The 19,160-nt window shown below is 44.3% G+C and carries 22 protein-coding genes; 4 read left to right on the top strand and 18 right to left on the bottom strand.

What is annotated here, in order from left to right; all coding sequences use genetic code 11:
- Positions 1-58: 58 nt before the first annotated feature.
- From rpoS to BB427_RS11870, 10 genes are all read right to left on the bottom strand, one after another.
- The gene (rpoS, locus tag BB427_RS11915; protein ID WP_017217021.1) at positions 59-1,039 is read right to left on the bottom strand and encodes an RNA polymerase sigma factor RpoS; all 981 of its coding nucleotides are present in this window, start codon (positions 1,037-1,039) and stop codon (positions 59-61) included.
- A gap of 63 nt (positions 1,040-1,102) precedes the next feature.
- Positions 1,103-1,924: a peptidoglycan DD-metalloendopeptidase family protein gene (locus BB427_RS11910; RefSeq protein WP_069020906.1), complete on the bottom strand. Its 822-nt coding sequence runs from the start codon at positions 1,922-1,924 to the stop codon at positions 1,103-1,105.
- A 124-nt stretch (positions 1,925-2,048) separates the two neighbouring features.
- Positions 2,049-2,687 (bottom strand): protein-L-isoaspartate(D-aspartate) O-methyltransferase, encoded by a 639-nt coding sequence (locus BB427_RS11905; protein ID WP_039494434.1) that lies wholly within the window; start codon positions 2,685-2,687, stop codon positions 2,049-2,051.
- 9 nt (positions 2,688-2,696) lie between these two features.
- On the bottom strand, positions 2,697-3,437 hold the full coding sequence (gene surE / locus BB427_RS11900) for a 5'/3'-nucleotidase SurE (RefSeq protein WP_010377409.1): 741 nt from the start codon (positions 3,435-3,437) through the stop codon (positions 2,697-2,699).
- 35 nt (positions 3,438-3,472) lie between these two features.
- Positions 3,473-4,510 carry a tRNA pseudouridine(13) synthase TruD gene (gene truD, locus BB427_RS11895; protein ID WP_010377408.1) on the bottom strand — a complete coding sequence of 346 codons (1,038 nt, stop codon included), beginning with the start codon at positions 4,508-4,510 and terminating at the stop codon, positions 3,473-3,475.
- Complete coding sequence (gene ispF / locus BB427_RS11890) at positions 4,507-4,983, bottom strand: 2-C-methyl-D-erythritol 2,4-cyclodiphosphate synthase (RefSeq protein ID WP_069020905.1); 477 nt, start codon at positions 4,981-4,983, stop codon at positions 4,507-4,509. The genes truD and ispF overlap by 4 nt, the downstream gene beginning before the upstream one ends.
- A complete protein-coding gene (gene ispD / locus BB427_RS11885) occupies positions 4,976-5,674 on the bottom strand; it encodes a 2-C-methyl-D-erythritol 4-phosphate cytidylyltransferase (protein ID WP_069020904.1) in 699 nt (232 codons plus the stop codon). The genes ispF and ispD overlap by 8 nt, the downstream gene beginning before the upstream one ends.
- Positions 5,658-5,951 (bottom strand): cell division protein FtsB, encoded by a 294-nt coding sequence (gene ftsB, locus BB427_RS11880; RefSeq protein WP_010377404.1) that lies wholly within the window; start codon positions 5,949-5,951, stop codon positions 5,658-5,660. Before ftsB ends, ispD begins: the two co-directional genes overlap by 17 nt.
- Before the next feature lie 32 nt (positions 5,952-5,983).
- A complete protein-coding gene (locus BB427_RS11875; RefSeq protein WP_175401277.1) occupies positions 5,984-6,628 on the bottom strand; it encodes a hypothetical protein in 645 nt (214 codons plus the stop codon).
- Between the two features lie 84 nt (positions 6,629-6,712).
- Positions 6,713-7,183, bottom strand: coding sequence for a DUF2947 domain-containing protein (locus BB427_RS11870; RefSeq protein ID WP_045962078.1), 471 nt, complete (start codon positions 7,181-7,183; stop codon positions 6,713-6,715).
- Positions 7,184-7,267: 84 nt separating this feature from the next.
- Between BB427_RS11870 and BB427_RS11865 the strand changes: the two genes are divergently transcribed.
- The 3 genes from BB427_RS11865 to BB427_RS11855 are packed head-to-tail and all read left to right on the top strand — an operon-like array spanning position 7,268 to position 9,571.
- The gene (locus BB427_RS11865; RefSeq protein ID WP_010377401.1) at positions 7,268-7,504 is read left to right on the top strand and encodes a DUF1653 domain-containing protein; all 237 of its coding nucleotides are present in this window, start codon (positions 7,268-7,270) and stop codon (positions 7,502-7,504) included.
- 43 nt (positions 7,505-7,547) lie between these two features.
- Positions 7,548-8,384, top strand: a complete 837-nt coding sequence (locus BB427_RS11860) for an AAA family ATPase (RefSeq protein WP_069020903.1) — start codon at positions 7,548-7,550, stop codon at positions 8,382-8,384.
- Between the two features lie 2 nt (positions 8,385-8,386).
- Positions 8,387-9,571, top strand: coding sequence for a vWA domain-containing protein (locus BB427_RS11855; protein ID WP_069020902.1), 1,185 nt, complete (start codon positions 8,387-8,389; stop codon positions 9,569-9,571).
- A gap of 47 nt (positions 9,572-9,618) precedes the next feature.
- Here the strand turns inward: BB427_RS11855 and BB427_RS11850 are convergent, their stop codons facing one another.
- Both BB427_RS11850 and acs read right to left on the bottom strand, forming a co-directional pair.
- A complete protein-coding gene (locus BB427_RS11850; protein WP_010377395.1) occupies positions 9,619-10,272 on the bottom strand; it encodes a response regulator transcription factor in 654 nt (217 codons plus the stop codon).
- An 86-nt stretch (positions 10,273-10,358) separates the two neighbouring features.
- Positions 10,359-12,299: an acetate--CoA ligase gene (gene acs / locus BB427_RS11845; protein WP_017217030.1), complete on the bottom strand. Its 1,941-nt coding sequence runs from the start codon at positions 12,297-12,299 to the stop codon at positions 10,359-10,361.
- A gap of 319 nt (positions 12,300-12,618) precedes the next feature.
- On the opposite strand from acs, the gene BB427_RS11840 reads away from it, so the two are divergent.
- A complete protein-coding gene (locus BB427_RS11840; protein ID WP_069020901.1) occupies positions 12,619-13,779 on the top strand; it encodes a DcaP family trimeric outer membrane transporter in 1,161 nt (386 codons plus the stop codon).
- A gap of 64 nt (positions 13,780-13,843) precedes the next feature.
- Here BB427_RS11840 and BB427_RS24475 read toward each other — a convergent pair whose 3' ends face one another.
- From BB427_RS24475 to miaA, 6 genes are all read right to left on the bottom strand, one after another.
- The gene (locus BB427_RS24475; RefSeq protein ID WP_175401276.1) at positions 13,844-13,999 is read right to left on the bottom strand and encodes a hypothetical protein; all 156 of its coding nucleotides are present in this window, start codon (positions 13,997-13,999) and stop codon (positions 13,844-13,846) included.
- Between the two features lie 415 nt (positions 14,000-14,414).
- On the bottom strand, positions 14,415-15,293 hold the full coding sequence (hflC, locus tag BB427_RS11835) for a protease modulator HflC (RefSeq protein ID WP_069020900.1): 879 nt from the start codon (positions 15,291-15,293) through the stop codon (positions 14,415-14,417).
- A 5-nt stretch (positions 15,294-15,298) separates the two neighbouring features.
- On the bottom strand, positions 15,299-16,474 hold the full coding sequence (gene hflK / locus BB427_RS11830) for an FtsH protease activity modulator HflK (RefSeq protein WP_039494418.1): 1,176 nt from the start codon (positions 16,472-16,474) through the stop codon (positions 15,299-15,301).
- A gap of 92 nt (positions 16,475-16,566) precedes the next feature.
- A complete protein-coding gene (hflX, locus tag BB427_RS11825; protein ID WP_010605651.1) occupies positions 16,567-17,856 on the bottom strand; it encodes a ribosome rescue GTPase HflX in 1,290 nt (429 codons plus the stop codon).
- 24 nt (positions 17,857-17,880) lie between these two features.
- Positions 17,881-18,144: an RNA chaperone Hfq gene (hfq, locus tag BB427_RS11820; protein ID WP_010377383.1), complete on the bottom strand. Its 264-nt coding sequence runs from the start codon at positions 18,142-18,144 to the stop codon at positions 17,881-17,883.
- Positions 18,145-18,220: 76 nt separating this feature from the next.
- Positions 18,221-19,111: a tRNA (adenosine(37)-N6)-dimethylallyltransferase MiaA gene (gene miaA, locus BB427_RS11815; protein WP_017217035.1), complete on the bottom strand. Its 891-nt coding sequence runs from the start codon at positions 19,109-19,111 to the stop codon at positions 18,221-18,223.
- Positions 19,112-19,160: the final 49 nt, after the last annotated feature.

The following is a 19,160-nucleotide window of genomic DNA, read 5'->3' as shown; positions in this document are numbered from 1 at the left end:
TTTAAAGAATTAAAAAAGCCGCATATTGCGGCTTTTTTAATGAGTAAATCATACCAATTTACTGTTGCTCAAATAGGCTATCGGTACTTAACCCTTCGTGTTGTAAAATGTCTTTTAAGCGTCTCAACGCCTCAACTTGAATTTGTCTTACTCGCTCTCTCGTTAGCCCGATTTCGCGGCCAACATCCTCAAGCGTAGATGGCTCATAACCAAGCAAACCAAAGCGTCTCGCGAGCACTTCTCGCTGTTTTGGGTTTAACTCTCCAAGCCAATCAACAATGTGTTTGTTAATATCGTTGCTCTGCACTTCGGTTTCTGGACCACCGCCCTTTTCATCCGCGATAATATCGAGCAGTGCTTTGTCATTTTCACCACCGATAGGCGTATCAACCGAAGTGATCCTTTCGTTTAGACGGAGCATCTTACTGACTTCTTCGACGGGTTTGTCGAGACATTCAGCGATTTCTTCTGCGGTAGGTTCATGGTCCAGCTTTTGCGTCAATTCACGTGCTGTACGTAGGTAAACATTGAGCTCTTTGACAACATGAATAGGCAAACGAATGGTACGAGTTTGGTTCATGATCGCACGTTCGATAGTTTGACGGATCCACCAAGTTGCATATGTAGAAAATCTAAATCCACGCTCTGGATCAAACTTTTCCACCGCTCGGATCAAGCCTAAGTTACCTTCTTCAATGAGGTCAAGTAATGCCAAACCACGGTTGTTATAACGACGAGCGATTTTAACCACTAATCTCAAGTTACTCTCTATCATCCGTTTACGTGAGGCTTCGCACCCCTTTAACGCTTTACGCGCAAAGTAAACTTCTTCTTCTGCACTGAGCAGTGGGGAAAATCCAATTTCACCTAAATAGAGTTGAGTAGCATCTAAGTTTTTAACCACTTCTTCTTTGGCAAAAACTTCTTCGTCGTCTTCGAGGTCTTCAAGTAATTCGTCTTTCGGTTCGTCAATATTATCATCTTCGAACTTGTCTAACTCTGGAGTAGATTTTGTAGGTAATTTTGCAGTGTGAGCCATAAGTATTCTCCCCAAGCGAATAAAAGTAAGGGTACTCGAACCAATCGATGTACTCGCATTACTTTATGGCAAGTATTTTGCCGGGTTTACAGCTTGACCTTTAAAACGGATCTCAAACCTAAGCGCCGTCTTAGAAGCATCTGTACTACCCATTTCGGCAATTTTTTCCCCAACTTTAACTTTTTGCTGTTCTCTGACGAGTAACTTAGCGTTGTGGGCATACGCACTTAGATAATCATCCGTATGTTTCAGAATGATTAAATTACCATACCCACGCAACGCACTCCCTGCATATACAACTACACCGCCAGCAGCAGCCTTAACTGAAGTACCTGGTTTATTAGAGATCTCCAATCCCTTATAACCATTCTCTTTAACAGAGAAATGACGAGTCACTTTGCCTTCAGCAGGCCATTTCCATAGTACCTTATTATTATACAAAGCCTTGGTACTACTAGATTTTTGTGTGGCTTGTCTTTGAACATACTCTCGTTGATTTGGCTTATCAAGCTCTTTTTTGGGGGTTTTGTTACTTTTTTGTTTTAAAGACTGAGACTTGTGGTTTACTTTCGTGTATTTTATGTTCTTTTTGTTTTTATTTTTGGGATATTCTAGACGAATGATCTGATTGGGGTAGATCGTGTACGGAGGCTTAATTTTATTGATTTGCGCGAGCGTTCTTACATCTTTGTTAGCGCTAAATGCAATTGCAAATAAAGTATCGCCTTTTTTTACTTTGTAACTGCTTCCGTTAATATTAATTTTATGTGACGGAGTGGTCTTACCAGAGTGCAAAGTTGTGACAGGCGCAGGCGTATGATTCGATGAGCAGGCAACAAGCAGGCCGCTTAAACAAATCGATATGATGACCTGAGACTTGTACATTACTTATATTTTCCAGTGCTACTATCAACGACTATCATATCAATCTAACTTAATTTTGCTTGGTTTTCACATTCTACTGGAAAAAATAGTTATATTTTATGGAGTTGTTTGTAAAGCTACAAAATTAACCGACTTCGCCAGCGACTAAAGGCACAAAGCGTACAGGTGCGAGGGCGTGACGAATAAACTGCTCACCTTGTTTAACAAACAAGGTGAGTGTTTGCGCTTCAACCCCGATGGGAATGACCATAGCACCGCCATCTTCTAGTTGCGCCAATAGCTCATCTGGCACTGATTGTGCTGCGGCAGTAACAATGATCCCTGCAAAAGGCGCTTTTGAAGCCCAGCCTTTCCAACCGTCTCCATGTTTCATCGTCACATTATATAAATCCAGCAAATGCAGCCTTCTGCGCGCTTGCCACTGCAGTGACTTGATCCGTTCAATGCTAAAGACCTGTTCAAACACTTGCGCGAGTACTGCGGTCTGATAACCAGAGCCCGTCCCCACTTCCAAAATACGCCCTTTAACACCTACTTGTTTTAACACTTCGGTCATTTTTGCAACGATAAAAGGTTGCGATATTGTTTGTCCTTGTCCGATAGGAAGAGCTGTATTTTCATATGACTTATGTTTAAGCACTTCATCGACAAACATATGTCTAGGCGTGTTAGCGATGGCGTTAAGTACCACTTCATCCTCTACGCCTTGCTGTTTTAGCAGTTCCACTAGCGCATTAGCGCTGCCCTGATAATTACTCAGCACATACGCCTCTTAAGATAACCAGCTCGCCACAGCATCTAAGCTCTCGTAAGCCGTCATATCCACCTTGAGTGGTGTGATAGCGGCATAACCGTTGTTTACAGCATGAAAATCCGTGCCTTCACCAGCGTCACTTTCATGACCTAAGGTGCCATACCAGTACACACTTCGGCCCCATGGGTCGATTTGTTCAGTCATGGTATCCGCTTTATGACGTGAGCCTAGTCGAGTGACTTTAATCCCTTTTAAGTCACTTAATGGAATATCAGGGACGTTGATATTAATGATTTGGTCTTTTGGTAGCGGATGGTTTGCAAGCTTTTTAATGATCTCTACCGTGACATGTGCTGCAGTTTCATAATGGGCTTCATTTTTAGAGCAAAGAGAAACGGCAATCGCAGGTAAGCCCACATGTCGACCTTCAGTGGCCGCCGCAACAGTGCCGGAGTACAGCGTATCATCGCCAAGGTTAGCGCCATTGTTGATCCCTGCAACGACTAAATCCGGCAATTCATCCATCAGTTTGTTCACTCCAAGGTGAACACAGTCGGTTGGCGTGCCATTCACGGAGATAAAACCATTATCTAGCGTAGTTGCTCTGAGCGGGTTTAATAAGGTTAACGAGTTACTCGCACCGCTACAGTTTCTATCTGGACCAATAACGGTTACGTCTGCGATTTGTGATAACGCTTGATACAAGATAGCAATGCCCTTGGCGTGAACACCATCGTCATTACTCAATAGGATCTTCATATTTCACCTCTTTTTCTTGTTAGACAATGAGTATCTCACTGCTGTATCGACTCTTCATGTTTATTAAACTTTTTACTGGCATCTTTATGATTAACAAGCTCTCTGAGCAGCGCCGTGGCAAAAGTTCCTTTTGGTAAACTAAATTCAAGGGTGAGCGTACTGTCGTCAGCCATACTCACCTTAAGCGCTTCGGGTATTAATCTAAGCGCTCTACGCTCATTTTTCATCCCAAATTCAGCCAATCCTTCGTGCCATTTAGCGAAAGGAGCCAACCATTCACGCTCTTGCGGCAATAAGCCCTTTTCACCTTTACCAACCAATGGCGCCGAAAGCAGAATGTCGCCATTCAGTAACCGCTCGATGAGCTCGCAATCAATCTCTGAGTCAAAAAAGGCGTTACTACCGCTCAGTAAAAAGATTTCACGGTGCCAAGTCGTTGCCAAACCATGCTCTGCCACGCGGCGACTGACGACTTCGTTGAACAGATGAGAGCGAGCGGCTGAAAGCACTAGCCCTCGGAGCTTTTTATCGCGGATCTTTTCACCGTCAAATAACCTATCTGCCATGGCTAAGTTGTGGCCATCATGACCAAAACGTTGTTCTCCAAAATAATTAGGAACCCCTTGGCGTACGGCATTAATACGCGAAAGAATATCAAGTGGAGCAGTCACGTTTCTGAGGGTAATGGCAAAGCGATTGCCCTTGTGACAACCTGTTTTTAACTTTCGATTGTGCCGTATTTGCTGCACCACAAAAATAGAGTCACTATTTAATGCACTAAAGTCTACCGACTTTTTAATTGGCACCGGCACGCTAAACCACTGCGTACATACGCCGTGTCTGTCTTTAATTCCTGCATAGCTGACATCTCGCGGTGAAATTTGGGCAAATTCTGCAAGCTTTTTAGCGACAAATGCAGTGTTTTCTCCCTTTTTTATGATCTGCAAGCAAACGTGCTCACCTTCGCCAGTAAAAGGAATATCTAAAATTTCTTCGACTCTAAAGTCTTCTGGTTGTGACTTATAATCGCCGTCAGATAACGGTTTGCCATAAAGATAGTTGAGTGTCTTCATGCTTTTACCAATAGCACCACAGCATGGCTTGAGATCCCTTCCTTACGTCCCTCAAAACCCAGTTTTTCAGTGGTAGTCGCTTTAACATTAACTTGGTCTAGCTGCGCTTCACAGTCCGCAGCAAGGTTAGTGCGCATCGCATCAATATGTGGTCGCATCTTTGGTGCTTGTGCGACAATCGTGACGTCGATATTGCCTATTTGATAGCCAAGCGTTTTCACTTGTTCCATCACGCGGCGTAATAAAATACGACTGTCGATATTTTCAAATTCACTCGCGGTATCAGGAAAGTACTTACCAATATCTCCCAACGCAAGCGCTCCCAACAAGGCATCACACAAAGCATGGATTGCCACATCACCATCAGAGTGAGCAATAAAGCCCTGTTTGTAAGGAATTTTTTCCCCACAAATAGTCAATGGGCCAGCTCCACCAAATTTATGAACATCAAATCCGTGGCCAATTCTAATCATGCTGTTTACCTTGTTGTTGAATTATAAACTCCGCTAGAGGTAAATCCTCCGGCGTCGTGATCTTAATGTTATCCGTACGCGCGGCAATGAGTTGGACTGGCTGATTTTGTAATTCCATCGCTGATGCTTCATCTGTGATATTTGCACCTTGAGAAAGTCCAAGCTCCAATGCCGCCAATAACTCTTCATACCTAAACATTTGAGGCGTAAAAGCCAGCCATAACGACGCTCTAGGTACGGTCTCCTGTACCAACTCCGCACCGCGTTTGATGGTATCTTTAACCTTGGCAGCCAGTATGCCACCTTGCTGTTGATTAATACATTGTGAAATCAGCTGATGAATATCGTCCAGCGCAACTAAAGGTCGAGCTGCATCATGAACTAACACCCAGTCAGGGCGACTTGGTGCCAATGCTTTTAGCGCCAATAAAACGGAGTCGGCACGTTCTTGTCCACCTTCGCAGTGGCTAAAACGACTATCAGGCAGCAACGCCGATGAAAAATATCCATCTTCTTTGGAAACGGCGACCATAAATTGACTGACGCACTCAAGTCCGGCTAGTTTTTCTAGTGTGTGTACTAAAATTGGTTTACCTAATAGTGGAATATATTGTTTAGGCATCTGCGCCTGCATACGACTGCCAACCCCAGCTGCGGGGATGACGACTGCAAGTTTATCGTTTCTTTTCATGAGGTACTTTCGGTAATACACGGATAAAAGTTTCGCCAGGCTTAATCATGCCGAGCTCATGACGAGCACGCTCCTCAACCCCTTCAAGGCCGAGCTTTAAATCGTCGATATCCGCTTTTAATAATTTATTTCGTTTACTGAGATTGGCATTGGTTTCTTGGTGCGATTTAACCACGGATTTTATCCGAGTGTAGTCCTCCACGCCGTTGTGGCCGAACCAAAGTCTGTACTGAATAAATAGCGCTAAAACCAACAGCGCTAACTGAAAAAATCGCATTGCTTAATCCAAACTTCTGTTTTTTGAGTCGATTAGGATCGTTGACTCGTTTTTGTTTTTTGTACTTGTGGCCAATTAATTGAACTGGCAAGTAACATTTCTCTTAGCGTCAGCCTTCTCGGTACTACCGCTTTGCCAAAATACCAAGTATGGCCACAACAAGCCGCTGTCATTAACACTTTTGTTGGTTTTAGCAATTGTACACGCGCTTCGTCGCTTGCTTGTAAGCTATTGCCATTAACACTAAACCAGCCAAATTGGTTGCAGTGCAATTTGTCAGCCTCACCCACTTGGTCAACACTGTCGAGCCTCACGGTTGTCCCCGTCGAGTCTGCATATAGCACAGGAACCACCAGCCCCACTTTCACCTTAGTGGTAAAAAATGCTGCGTTGGCAGCGTCATCACATTTAGGCTGTGATTTTTGCTTTGCTAACCAACAACCATTGAAACTATCTAGCTCAAGCGGGACGTCACCATGAATAATATGTGTGGCCGCGCGCTCAACATAATACGGCAGGCTGTTTAACAAACGCTGAAGGCGAGTATGATCTGAGAGTTCAGCAAGTTTCGGCAACTCTCTGGCATAAAATACGTTTACAAGCTCGGCAAATACAAGGCGAGATGCTTCGTCATACCAGATTGTATTTTGCTGTTGCTCCAAAACGCCTCCCGTCAATGCAATCTACTTTAGTAGACTGGTGTACATCCTTTATACACTAGCCATGTTTCAAATCAAAGCAAACTGCTCAGTTGTACTTGCTTACGGCTTGGTTCCTAATTTTGCTTGCCCCTCAGCCATAAATTGTACTACCGAACTGCGTTTTTTTCCTATTAAGAAACTACCGTCAGTCAAAAACATAAAGTTCTGCCAACATCGCTTAAACACGTCAAAACGGGTTTCGATCACATCATCTCGAGAGAGACAAAAATACACGGTGGTATTAGCTTGCCAATCAAGAAATTGCTCGATAGTTTCAGGAAACGCTTCTCCTGCTTCCCACGGCTGCTCCCAATTGAGGGTTTCTTGCCATGAGTCCGCTTTACCAACCCAATCTGTTTTATCAAAAAAATCAGGGTGATCTTTTTCGTTGCTTACCATAGTGCTCCAAAGCACCGCAGCGCGCGCCGCTGACATTGGTTTTATCAATGCCAGGTCGGATTCTTCGATTGGAAGATCTTTATGTTTGAAAACCCAAGCTTTCTTATAATCGTCCAGCGCAATATAATTCATCTTTAAACACCTTCAGTCTTAATGGCACGGATTATAACATTTCAGTCCGTCACGTACGGCTTTTATTTTTTGGAGCTTGAATTAGTGGATATCACACCTGGAATTTACCGCCACTACAAAGGAAAATTATATCGAGTGCACGCCTTGGCAACGCACAGTGAAACGCAAGAGAAGCAAGTGGTTTATCAAACCCTATATGGAGATATGAGCTTTTGGGTTCGACCACTTGAAATGTTTTTAGAAGACGTTATGGTCGAAGGCGAAGCGGTGCCTCGCTTCACCTTAATCGAAACCGAAGCAGGGTTGGCAGCGAAAAGCTGATTGTGGCAAGATGAGCCTATCTCATCTGACCACAAGAAGTTGAATTATGTTTAAAGGTACTGATCAATATATTGCTACCTCTGCTCTACAACAGGCCGTGAATGCGGCCATCGTTTTAGAAAAACCACTCCTGATTAAAGGTGAGCCAGGCACAGGCAAGACCTTACTCGCCGAAGAACTGGCAAAAAGTTTAGATACCGAACTAATCCAATGGCATATAAAGTCAACAACCAAAGCCCAGCAAGGCCTGTACGAATACGATGCGGTCTCGCGTTTACGCGATAGTCAACTTGGCGATCCTCGCGTTAATGACGTTGGCAATTACATCATCAAAGGTAAGCTGTGGCAGGCATTTACCGCCACAAAGCGCCCCGTTCTGCTGATTGATGAAATCGACAAAGCCGATATTGAGTTTCCCAATGATCTACTGTTAGAACTCGATAAAATGGAGTTTCATGTCTACGAAACTAATGAGCAAGTAAAGGCAAAGGTGCGCCCCATCGTTATTATCACTTCAAACAATGAAAAAGAGCTACCAGATGCCTTTTTACGCCGCTGCTTTTTCCACTACATCGACTTTCCGAGCAAAGAAGAGATGCAGCAGATTGTAGACGTGCATTTTCCACATATTAAAGCAAATTTAGTACAACGAGCACTCGAAAGCTTTTTCCAATTACGCGACGCACCAAACCTAAAGAAAAAGCCAAGCACGAGTGAATTACTCGACTGGCTAAAACTATTATTAGCGGAAGATATTTCCCCTGAGGCGTTGCATGACAAATCTAACCAAGGTGGCCTAATGCCGTTATTTGGTGCACTACTTAAAAACGAGCAAGATGTTTCTTTGGTTGAGAAGCTCGCCTTTATGAGCCGCCGCTGATCATGCTCATCGATTTTGTACTCACCCTTAGACGTTACGGTATCAAAGCGAGCCTGCGCGAATTACTAGATTGTTTAGAGGCGCTGGATAAAGAAGTTTGCTTTGCCGATCTGGACGGCTTTTACTTTTTGGCAAAAACTATCTTCGTGAAAGATGAAACCTTGTTTGATAAATTCGACCGTGCGTTTGCTGATTATTTTGAGGGGATAGAATCAATAGACCTCTTCTCACAACTTCAACAGCAGCAATTACCAGAGGATTGGTTGCGTAAAGAGTTTGAGAAGTCGTTGTCTGAAGAAGAAAAAGCCAAACTTAACGCCATGGGTGGACTCGATAAGCTCCTTGAAACGTTAAAAGCACGCTTAGCAGAGCAACAAAAACGTCACGCAGGCGGTAATAAATGGGTTGGTACAGGTGGCACTTCGCCTTTTGGCGCTTACGGCTATAATCCTGAAGGGATCCGCATTGGCCAAGATGGAAACCGTCATCGCCGAGCAGTAAAGGTCTGGGATAAAAGGCAATACCGTAATCTCGATAGCAATACTGACATCAGCAGCCGCAATATAAAGCTTGCACTCAAGCAATTGCGTAAATTTGCGCGCAGTGGAGCAAGCGATCAGCTCGACCTTAATGAAACCATTCGCGCTACCGCAAGACAAGGCGGCATGCTGGATGTGAAAATGGCTCCTGAGCGACATAACTCAGTGAAGGTATTGATGCTGTTTGATATTGGCGGCTCTATGGATGACCATATCCAGCTTTGTGAACAACTCTTCAGTGCCGCACACTGTGAATTTAAGCACCTTGAGTTTTTTTACTTTCATAATTGTGTGTACGAACATGTTTGGCACGATAATGACCGTCGTGACAGCGAATTGCTTGATACTTATCAGCTAATTAACCGATACGGCTCAGACTATCGACTAATATTTGTTGGTGACGCGACAATGGGCCCCTATGAAATCATCTATCCCGGCGGTAGTGTAGAGCATTGGAATCAAGAAGCAGGAGCTACTTGGCTGAATCGTTTAACCAATCACTTTAGTAAGGTGGCTTGGCTTAACCCTCAGCCGCAAAGCTATTGGTCTTATTACCATTCGATAGAGCTAATAAATCAATTAATGCAAGACAGAATGTATCCGCTAACAATAGAGGGATTAAGTCAGGCGTTTAAAGAGTTAAGCTAAAGCAGTGCTGCTTGCAAGGTAAGCACCTTGCAAGCAATGATGCGAAGTTAGTCATTCGCTTCGATAGGTTCTAGTTGTAGTTTTGAAGCAATCAATACGGCTTGAGTACGGTTATAGACACCCAACTTTCTGAAGATAGCGGTGATATGTGCTTTCACCGTTGCCTCTGAAATATTTAGCTCGTAGGCAATTTGCTTATTCAGCAAGCCTTCGTGTAAATATTGCAGCACTTTATATTGCTGCGGCGTGAGCGAGGCCACTTGTTGGGCAAGCTCTTTGTCTTCCCCTTCAAGTTCAGCCACTTTGTCTTTCATGCCTTCAGGCAACCACGTGTCACCTTCGAGCACTTGCTCTATGGCTTCGGTAATTTGTTCTACTGACGCCGCTTTTGGGATAAAACCCATCGCGCCGTATCCCATCACTTTAGAAATGATAGAAAGGTCTTCGCTTCCCGAAACCACAACAACTGGAAGACTTGGGTGATCCTCACGGATCCGAATTAGTCCATATAAATCACCATTGCCCGGCATATGTAAATCGAGCAGGAGTAGGTCTAGTTCTTCTTGTTGTTGTAAGACCGAGAGCGTAGTGTCAAAGTTTTCAGATTCGAATACCTCTAATCCTTCAAACTGCGCTTTTAGAGCCCCCTTAAGCGCCTCTCGAAATAGAGGATGATCATCCGCGATTAAAAACTGATACATGCTATGCTCCTAAAAAATCGGCTGTTATCGTAAAGATAACAGCCGTTATAGTATGTTTATATTAGGTCGCAATTCAAGTTATTCAGTTAACGATTCAATCTATTCTCGATTAATTCATCAACCACACTTGGATCGGCAAGTGTAGAAGTATCCCCTAACTGTTGATACTCGTTGGCTGCAATCTTACGCAAAATACGGCGCATGATTTTACCAGAACGGGTTTTAGGTAAACCTGGAGACCATTGGATCATGTCAGGGGTTGCAATCGGGCTTAGCTCTTTACGCACCCAATTTCTCACCTCTTTAGTTAACTCGTCAGATACCGTTACCCCTTCATTTGGCGTGATATAGACATAGATCCCTTGGCCTTTAATGTCGTGCGGATAGCCTACCACAGCCGCTTCAGCAACCGCTTCGTGAGCGACTAACGCACTTTCGATTTCAGCAGTACCGAGGCGGTGACCTGAAACGTTAAGTACATCATCCACGCGACCGGTGATCCAGTAGTAACCGTCTTCATCACGGCGACAACCATCGCCCGTGAAATATACGCCCGGATAAGCCGAGAAGTACGTTTGTTCAAAGCGCTCATGGTCGCCATAAACCGTACGGGCTTGTGAAGGCCAACTATCCAAAATCACCAGATTACCTTCGGTCGCGCCTGTCAGCGTATTACCTTCCGCGTCAAATAGTGCAGGAGCAATACCAAAGAATGGACGGGTCGCAGAACCCGGCTTAAGTGCAGTAGCGCCAGGTAGTGGCGTGATCATGATGCCGCCCGTTTCGGTTTGCCACCAAGTATCTACGATAGGACAGTCACTATTCCCAATTTGCTCATAATACCAAGACCAAGCCTCTGGATTAATTGGCTCACCGACCGAACCCAAAATACGTAAACTGTCACGCTTAGAACTTGCTGTCGGCTCGTCACCTTTTGCCATCAAAGCACGGATCGCGGTAGGTGCAGTATAGAGAATAGTAACACCATGTTTATCAACGATTTCACCCATGCGACCAGACGTCGGATAGGTCGGCACGCCTTCGAATACAACTTGAGTACAACCATTTACTAGTGGACCATAAGCAATATAACTGTGACCCGTGATCCAGCCCACATCCGCGCTACACCAGTAAATATCATCTTCTTGAAGGTCGAATACATACTCATGGGTCATTGATGCATACACTAGGTATCCACCCGTAGTATGCACTACCCCTTTCGGCTGACCGGTAGAGCCCGAGGTATAAAGAATAAAGAGCGGATCTTCCGCATTCATCATTTCAGGTTCACATTCGGCAGGTTTATCAGCAACTAATTCATGCCACCAGACATCGTGAGCATTCCATTCAACATCGCCTCCTGTTAATTGGTGTACAACCACATGCTCGATAGTGGTGACGCCAGCTTGCGCTACCGCTTCATCAACATTTGCCTTAAGCGGCACACAATTACCACCGCGACGACCTTCATCTGAGGTGATGACAACTTTGGCGCCAGAATCTTTAATGCGATCTGCAATCGCTGAAGGTGAAAAGCCCCCAAACACAACGGAATGGATAGCACCGATTCTTGCACAGGCCTGCATGGCATAAATTGCTTGTGGAGTCATCGGCATGTAGATAGCGACGCGGTCACCCTTTGCAACTCCTAGGCTCTTGAGGCCATTGGCAAGCTTTGCGACTTCATCGTGTAGTTGTTGGTAGGTAATATTTTCTGTTTGTTCTGGGTTATCACCTTCCCAAATCAATGCAACCTTATCGGCGCGCTTTTCAAGGTGTCTATCGATACAGTTGTAAGAGGCATTTAGTACGCCGTCTTCATACCATTTAATATTGATATGGCCTTTGTCGAATGAGGTATTTTTAACTTTACTGTAGGGTTTGAACCAATCTAAACGTTGACCGTGCTCTTTCCAAAACTCTGCGGGGTCATCAACCGACTTTTGATATAATTCTTGATATTGCTCGTCGTTGATTAATGCTGCGTTCTTGATTTTTTCAGGAACTGGATAAATGCTCTGTGACATAGTCATCTCCATTATATTTAGAGGTCTAGGTCTGCTAGACACGCTTTTCCTAAGGATCACCCAGCCTTGGGTGTTTAAGTATTAGACCTTAGTTGTAGAACACCTGCAAACGTAAAAGTTTCATACAACTTACCGATTGTACCTAATTTAATACAAACGTTATGATCGCCTTATCTTCTACTCATTTACCGTATGCCACCTTAGTCTAATAGACCAATAGGTAATTGAGTAAAAACCAACCTTAAACAACAGTTAGTGATGATTAAAATGAATGTCAGCTGCTGCCAACTGCAAAGCACAGCTATTGAGGAACTGGATTATGACAACGAATAACATTAATAAAAAACTGCTCGCAGTTGCTATCAGTAGTCTCTGCGCTCTCCCTGCCACTGCGGCAGAGATTGGCGATACCAAAGTTAACTATGGTGGTTATATCAAGCTCGATGCCATTTGGAGTGACTTTTCTGACGGCGCGTTGGGTGCACAAAATATAGGTCGAGATTTTTACGTTCCTGGTACGACTCCTGTCGGGGTTAACTCAGATAGCGACGCTGTATTTGATATGCACGCTCGTCAATCTCGTTTTAGCTTCGGGACCGATACTAAGCTTGATGATGGCAGCAGTATCAAAACTAAAATCGAGCTAGACTTTATTTCTACATCTGGAGGAAATGAGCGTGTTAGTAACTCCTACTCACCTCGTATTCGCCAAGCCTTTGTGAGCTACAAGGGCTTCTTGTTCGGTCAAGCTTGGTCAAACTTCCAAAATGTTAGTGCGCTACCAGAGACTTTAGACTTCGTCGGCCCAGCTGAAGGCACCGTTTTCGTACGCCAAGCCATGGCTAAATACACCACTGGAAACTGGTCTTTCTCTATTGAAAACCCAGAAAGCACAGTTACCACTGCAGATAGTGGCCGTGTCGTCACTGATGACGCTAGCATGCCTGATTTCACTGCACGTTACACACACAATGCTGATTGGGGTCATATTGCGGTAGCGGCACTTGCGCGCCAAATTACCTATAAAGTCGGTGGAGCTGATGAGTCTGAAAGCTCATTTGGGGTCAGTGCGTCTGGTCGTGTTAATTTTGGTGACAATAACTTGAAATTTATGCTGACCCAAGGTCAAGGGCTTGGTCGTTACGTAGGCCTAAACGTTGCTAATGGCGCGGTATACGACGGTAACTCGTTACATGCAATTGACTCGACGTCGGGCTTTATCGCTTATCAACATAGCTGGAATGAACAATTCCGTTCAACATTCTTATACTCTTTCTTTAATGCTGATAACGAAAGCGATTTGCTGGCGGTGACTGGCGATCCGACAAAATCAAGTATGAGTTACAGCGCAAACCTACTTTATTCACCCGTGAAAAAGCTTACCTTTGGTGCTGAATATAAGATGGGTACTCGGGAAACAGAAAGTGGCTTTGAAGGTGATTTAGACAGACTACAACTTTCAGTGAAGTACGTGTTTTAAGGTTTTGTTATTTTAATAGACTACTACCAATTCACTTCCTAACTGCGGCCTATTGGCCGCTTTTTTATTGTTGGTCGCGACATAAAGTCGCTGCTACGGTGTGTTTATTCGCGACATCAAGTCCACTGCAACGGTAGGCTTTTTCGCGACATAAAGTCGCTGCTACGATGTGTTTTTCCGCTACATAAAATCCGCTGCTACAGTGTATTTTTCGCGGCATAAAGTCGCTGCTAATGTGTGCTTTTTCGCGACATGAAGTCGTAGCTACAATGTGCTTTTTCGCGATATGAAGTCGTAGCTACAATGTGCTTTTTCGCGACATCAAGTCGCTGCTACGGTGTGCTTTTTCGCGACATGAAGTCGCTGCTACGGTGTGTTTTTTCGCGGTATAAAGGCTCTGTTATAGTGTGTTTCTTCGCGACAAAAAGTCGCAGCTATGGCGTGTTTTTTGCGGCATAAAGTCGCTGCTACGGTGTGCTTTTTCGCGACATAACGTCGCAGCTATGGTGTGTTTTTTGCGGCATGAAAGATCGCGGCTACTCATGGGGTTTCATCGTCTAACGTTGTGACCATATCGCGCCAATAAAAAACCCCGCTGGCTGGCGGGGTTTTACAATCATCTCAAAAGCATCATCTTATTGTGCTTTTGCATCCTTCATATAATCAAAGAACTTGCTGTCCGGTGATAACACCATAACGTCATTCTTATCTTTAAAGGTATTTTTATATGCTTCAAGCGAACGAACAAACCCGAAAAACTCTGGGTCTTTGTTATACGCGTTTGCATAGATGTTTGCAGCCGTTGCGTCACCTTGGCCGCGAACTGCGCGAGCATTACGCTCAGCATCCGCAAGCATTACGGTAACACGACGGTCAACATCAGCGCGAATTTTCTCAGCTTCTTCTTGACCTTCTGAACGGTGCTCTTTTGCCACAGCTTGGCGCTCAGCACGCATACGTTGGTAGATTGAGCTGCTTACTTCGTTAGGCAAGTTAATCTGCTTAACACGGACATCCAGCACTTCAATCCCAAGCTCACTCGCGCTTTCCGACGCTTGAACTAACGCTTCTTCCATTAGCTCGCTACGTTCACCAGATACTATTTCTTTAATAGTACGCGAACCGAAGTTTGTTCTTAGGCCGTTGTTCACCTTTTGCTTAAGTAGCGTTTCCGCATACTGCTTATCACCACGCGCACGTAGGTAATAAGCACTAAAATCATTCACGCGCCACTTCACGTAAGAATCCACGATTAGATCTTTCTTCTCACTGGTTACAAAGCGATCAGGTTGACCATCTAGGGTTTGGATACGTGCGTCTAATTTACGTACTTGGCTAAAGAAAGGCACTTTCAGGTGAAGACCAGGTTCATACACCAAAGCATCGCCATTCGCGTCTTTTTGTACCTTACTAAATAGCAGTACAATTGCTCTTTGACCTTCGTTTACTACAAAGATACCAGAAAACGACATGATCACGGCAGTGACTAATAGAAGTAGACTAAAATTCTTCATATTGATTATCTCCCGTTACCAAATCTGTCGCGATTAAATCTATCGCCGCCTGAATTGACAGAACTATTTTGCTGTTGAGTACCTTCAATCGTTCTACGAAGCTGCTCAATATCGCTCTGATTTGGCAAACGTACTGGTGACGAAGCGTTGTTATGGGATTGCATAATCTTATCAAGTGGTAGATACAACATGTTATTACCACCTTCAACATCAACCAATACCTTTGAGCTACGGCCCAAAATCTGCTCCATTGCATCAATATATAAACGTTTACGCGTTACTTCTTTTGCTGCTTGGTACTCAGGAAGTAGCTTTTCAAAGCGCTCTACTTCACCTCGAGATTCAAGGATAATACGTTCGCGATAAGCTTCTGCTTCTTGCGTCATACGAGTCACTTGACCACGCGCACGCGGTTCAATTTCCCTTGCATAAGCTTCTGCTTCACGAATGAAACGCTCTTCGTCTTCTTGTGCAGCAATCGCATCATCAAATGCGTCTTTTACTTCTGCTGGTGGACGAGAATCTTTAAAGTTAACGTCCGTAACAATCAAACCAAGGTTGTATGGTTCGATAATACTATTTAGCTCTTCCCAAGTGCGTTGGCGAACCACTTCACGACCCGTAGTTAACACTTGGTCCATGCGAGCATGACCCACAACATAACGCAGAGCACTGTCTAGCGCTTGTTGTAAGCTGTGGTCAGCATCGGTCACACTGAAACGATAAAGTGTTGGATCAACAACACGATATTGCACTTCAAACTCAACGCTTACTACGTTTTCGTCTTCCGTAAGCATAAAGCCTGAAGCCGACAATGAACGTACCGCTTCAATATCTACAGGAATAACACGCTCAATGAACGTGGCTTTCCAACGCAGACCCGGCTCAGCAATACGGTCAAATTTACCAAATTGCAGCACGATACCGCGCTCAGCTTCTTTTACCGTGTAAATACCACTTAGTGCCCATACGATGGCTGCGATAATAAGTATAAAGACGAAACCAGCACCGCCTAATCCGCCATTACCACCTTTCCCCGGCTTACCGCCGAAAATACCGCCGAATTTATTACCAAATTTACGGAATACTTCATCTAGATCAGGTGGGCCTTGATCCCGCCCCCCGCGGTTTTTCCACGGATCGTTATCATTGCCATTATTACCCGGTTCGTTCCAGGCCATAGCTATACTCCATTGTTATTTAAATGAATTAGGTTAAATCTAACAAAATTCGAGCGACTCTCATATAAAAATACGCTCGAAATTGACGATTTTTAACTACCAACAACCAAATCATTGAGATTTCGCCCGAATTCCTTATTGAGCTTTTCCCATTCGATTTTTGGCATTCTTACCGAAACAAGCCAGTTGCCTTGCTCGTCGTAGCCTTTTTCATCCACGGCATTGAGCTCAAATAGCGCACCTCGTAAACGCCCAAGCGCAGGAGGGACAGCAAGCTCAGCTGTGAAAACGGTTTTTGCCAACAACTCTTTAACGGCGTCGAATAACAACGAAATCCCTTCTCCAGAGTGGGCACTTAACCACACTCTGATCGGTTTTCCTTCATCGTCTCTATCTATTCTAGGCGCAACTTCGTCCATTAGATCAATTTTGTTGTAGACTAAAAGTTGAGGAATGTCATTGGCTTCAATTTCCTCTAGAACCAATTGTACCTGTTCTATATTTTCTTTTCTTCTCGGATCTGCAACATCGATGACATGAAGCTGTAAATCTGCCTCACGAGTCTCTGTTAAAGTCGCCTTAAATGCTGCTACCAGGTCATGAGGTAAATGACGAATAAAACCTACTGTATCTGCTAAGATAACGGGGCCAACATCATCGATTTCTATCTTTCTTAGCGTAGGATCAAGCGTTGCGAACAATTGGTCCGCAGCATATACATCCGCATCCGTAATTTTGTTAAACAGCGTCGATTTACCCGCATTGGTGTAACCTACCAGAGAAACGGTTGGGATCTCGTTACGACTGCGCGCTCGACGCCCTTGCTCACGCACAACGGCTACCTTGTCTAATCGTTTACGAATACTCTTAATTCGCTCTCTTAGTAACCGTCTATCGGTTTCTAATTGGGTTTCACCAGGACCACGTAAGCCGATCCCCCCTTTTTGCCTTTCTAAGTGCGTCCATCCTCGAATTAAGCGCGTAGAGATATGCCTTAGCTGAGCAAGCTCAACCTGCAATTTACCTTCGTGGGTACGGGCTCTTTGCGCGAAAATATCTAAGATCAGCGTTGTCCTATCTAACACTCGGCACTTACAAACGCGTTCTAAATTGCGCTCTTGTGAGGGACTGAGTTGGTGGTTAAATATGATGACATCTGCGTTGTGGATGTTGACAATCTCGGCAATTTCTTCAGCTTTACCCGTTCCGACAAACAACTTTGCATGTGGTGCTTGACGGCTGCCTTGCACAACCGCCACACTACTAACACCAGCAGAAGAAACTAGCATTTCCAATTCACGTAGATCTTCGCGATCTCCTTCGTGAGGAAATTCTATATGAACCAAGACTGCCTGTTCGCCGGCTTCATAACGGTCAAACAAGCATTAAGCTCCTACTAATAAGAATTAATAATTACCTTCTTCACCTTGGTCGCCCGCTTCACTTCCGGTTGCATTTTGGAAGTTAACCGCACGAGCTGGAACCACAGTGGAGATGGCGTGTTTGTAAACCATTTGGTTTACTGTGTTTTCAAGCAAAATCACAAATTGGTCAAATGACTGGATCTTGCCCTGTAATTTAATGCCATTCACTAAAAAAATTGAGACAGGAATGCGCTCACGACGCAAGACATTCAAAAATGGGTCTTGTAAAGATTGGCCTTTTGCCATTTTCTTATCCTTCGTTTTAGGTGTTATTATGTCAGGTCGTTGATTTAATCAGAACACGCTGATTTAACAACTACTATTAGCTTAGCGAAGTTAGAACACGTTGCAAGTTTTCTTGACTATCGGTGTCAAGCCAAGTCACATCTTGCCACCCCCTCAGCCAAGTTAATTGCCGCTTCGCCAGTTGTCTGGTCGCTGCGACGCCTTTGAAAACCATTTCGTTATAATCGCACTCGCCAGCTAAATACTCCCACATTTGCCGATATCCGACACAGCGAATAGAAGGCAAATCAGGGTGTAAATCTTTACGTTGATATAAGGCCAAAACTTCATTTTTAAAGCCTTCATCCAACATTATTTTAAATCTTTTCTCTATACGCTCATGTAAGACTTTTCGGTCATTTGGCGCAATCGCAAATTGATGAAACTGATATGGCAATGCATCCTGTTTGCTTTGCTGCAATTGAGTCATCGTTTTACCACTAATGCGATAAACTTCCAAAGCGCGGTTGATGCGTTGCGAATCGTTTTCGCTGATTTTAGCCGCAGCTTCTGAGTCAATCTCTTTTAACTGTTGATGCAGCGCAGGCCAACCCTTTTGTTCGGCTTCGCGCTCCAATACCGCTCTGATTTCAGCATCAGCCTCTGGTAATGGCGACAGGCCTTCAATCAAGCCTTTAAAGTACATCATCGTGCCACCGACTAAAATTGGCACCTTGCCACGCTGATGAAAATCATCAATTAGTTTAATAGCATCAGCACGAAACTCAGCAACCGAATAGCTTTGTGCCGGATCAATAATATCAATTAGGTGATGTGGTGCCTGTGCTTGCTCTTGTGCGCTCGGCTTTGCCGTGCCGATATCCATCCCTTTGTACACTAACGCCGAGTCTACACTGATGATTTCGGTATTTAACGCTTGGCATAACTCTATGGCCAATGCGGTTTTGCCCGCTGCTGTCGGTCCCATTAGGGTAATGACAGGTAACTTGTTCACATCTAACCTACTAATAAACTGC

Source organism: Pseudoalteromonas sp. BMB (assembly GCF_001709235.1).
GTDB lineage: Bacteria > Pseudomonadota > Gammaproteobacteria > Enterobacterales > Alteromonadaceae > Pseudoalteromonas > Pseudoalteromonas maricaloris.
This window is presented reverse-complemented; position numbering and strand designations above follow the sequence as displayed.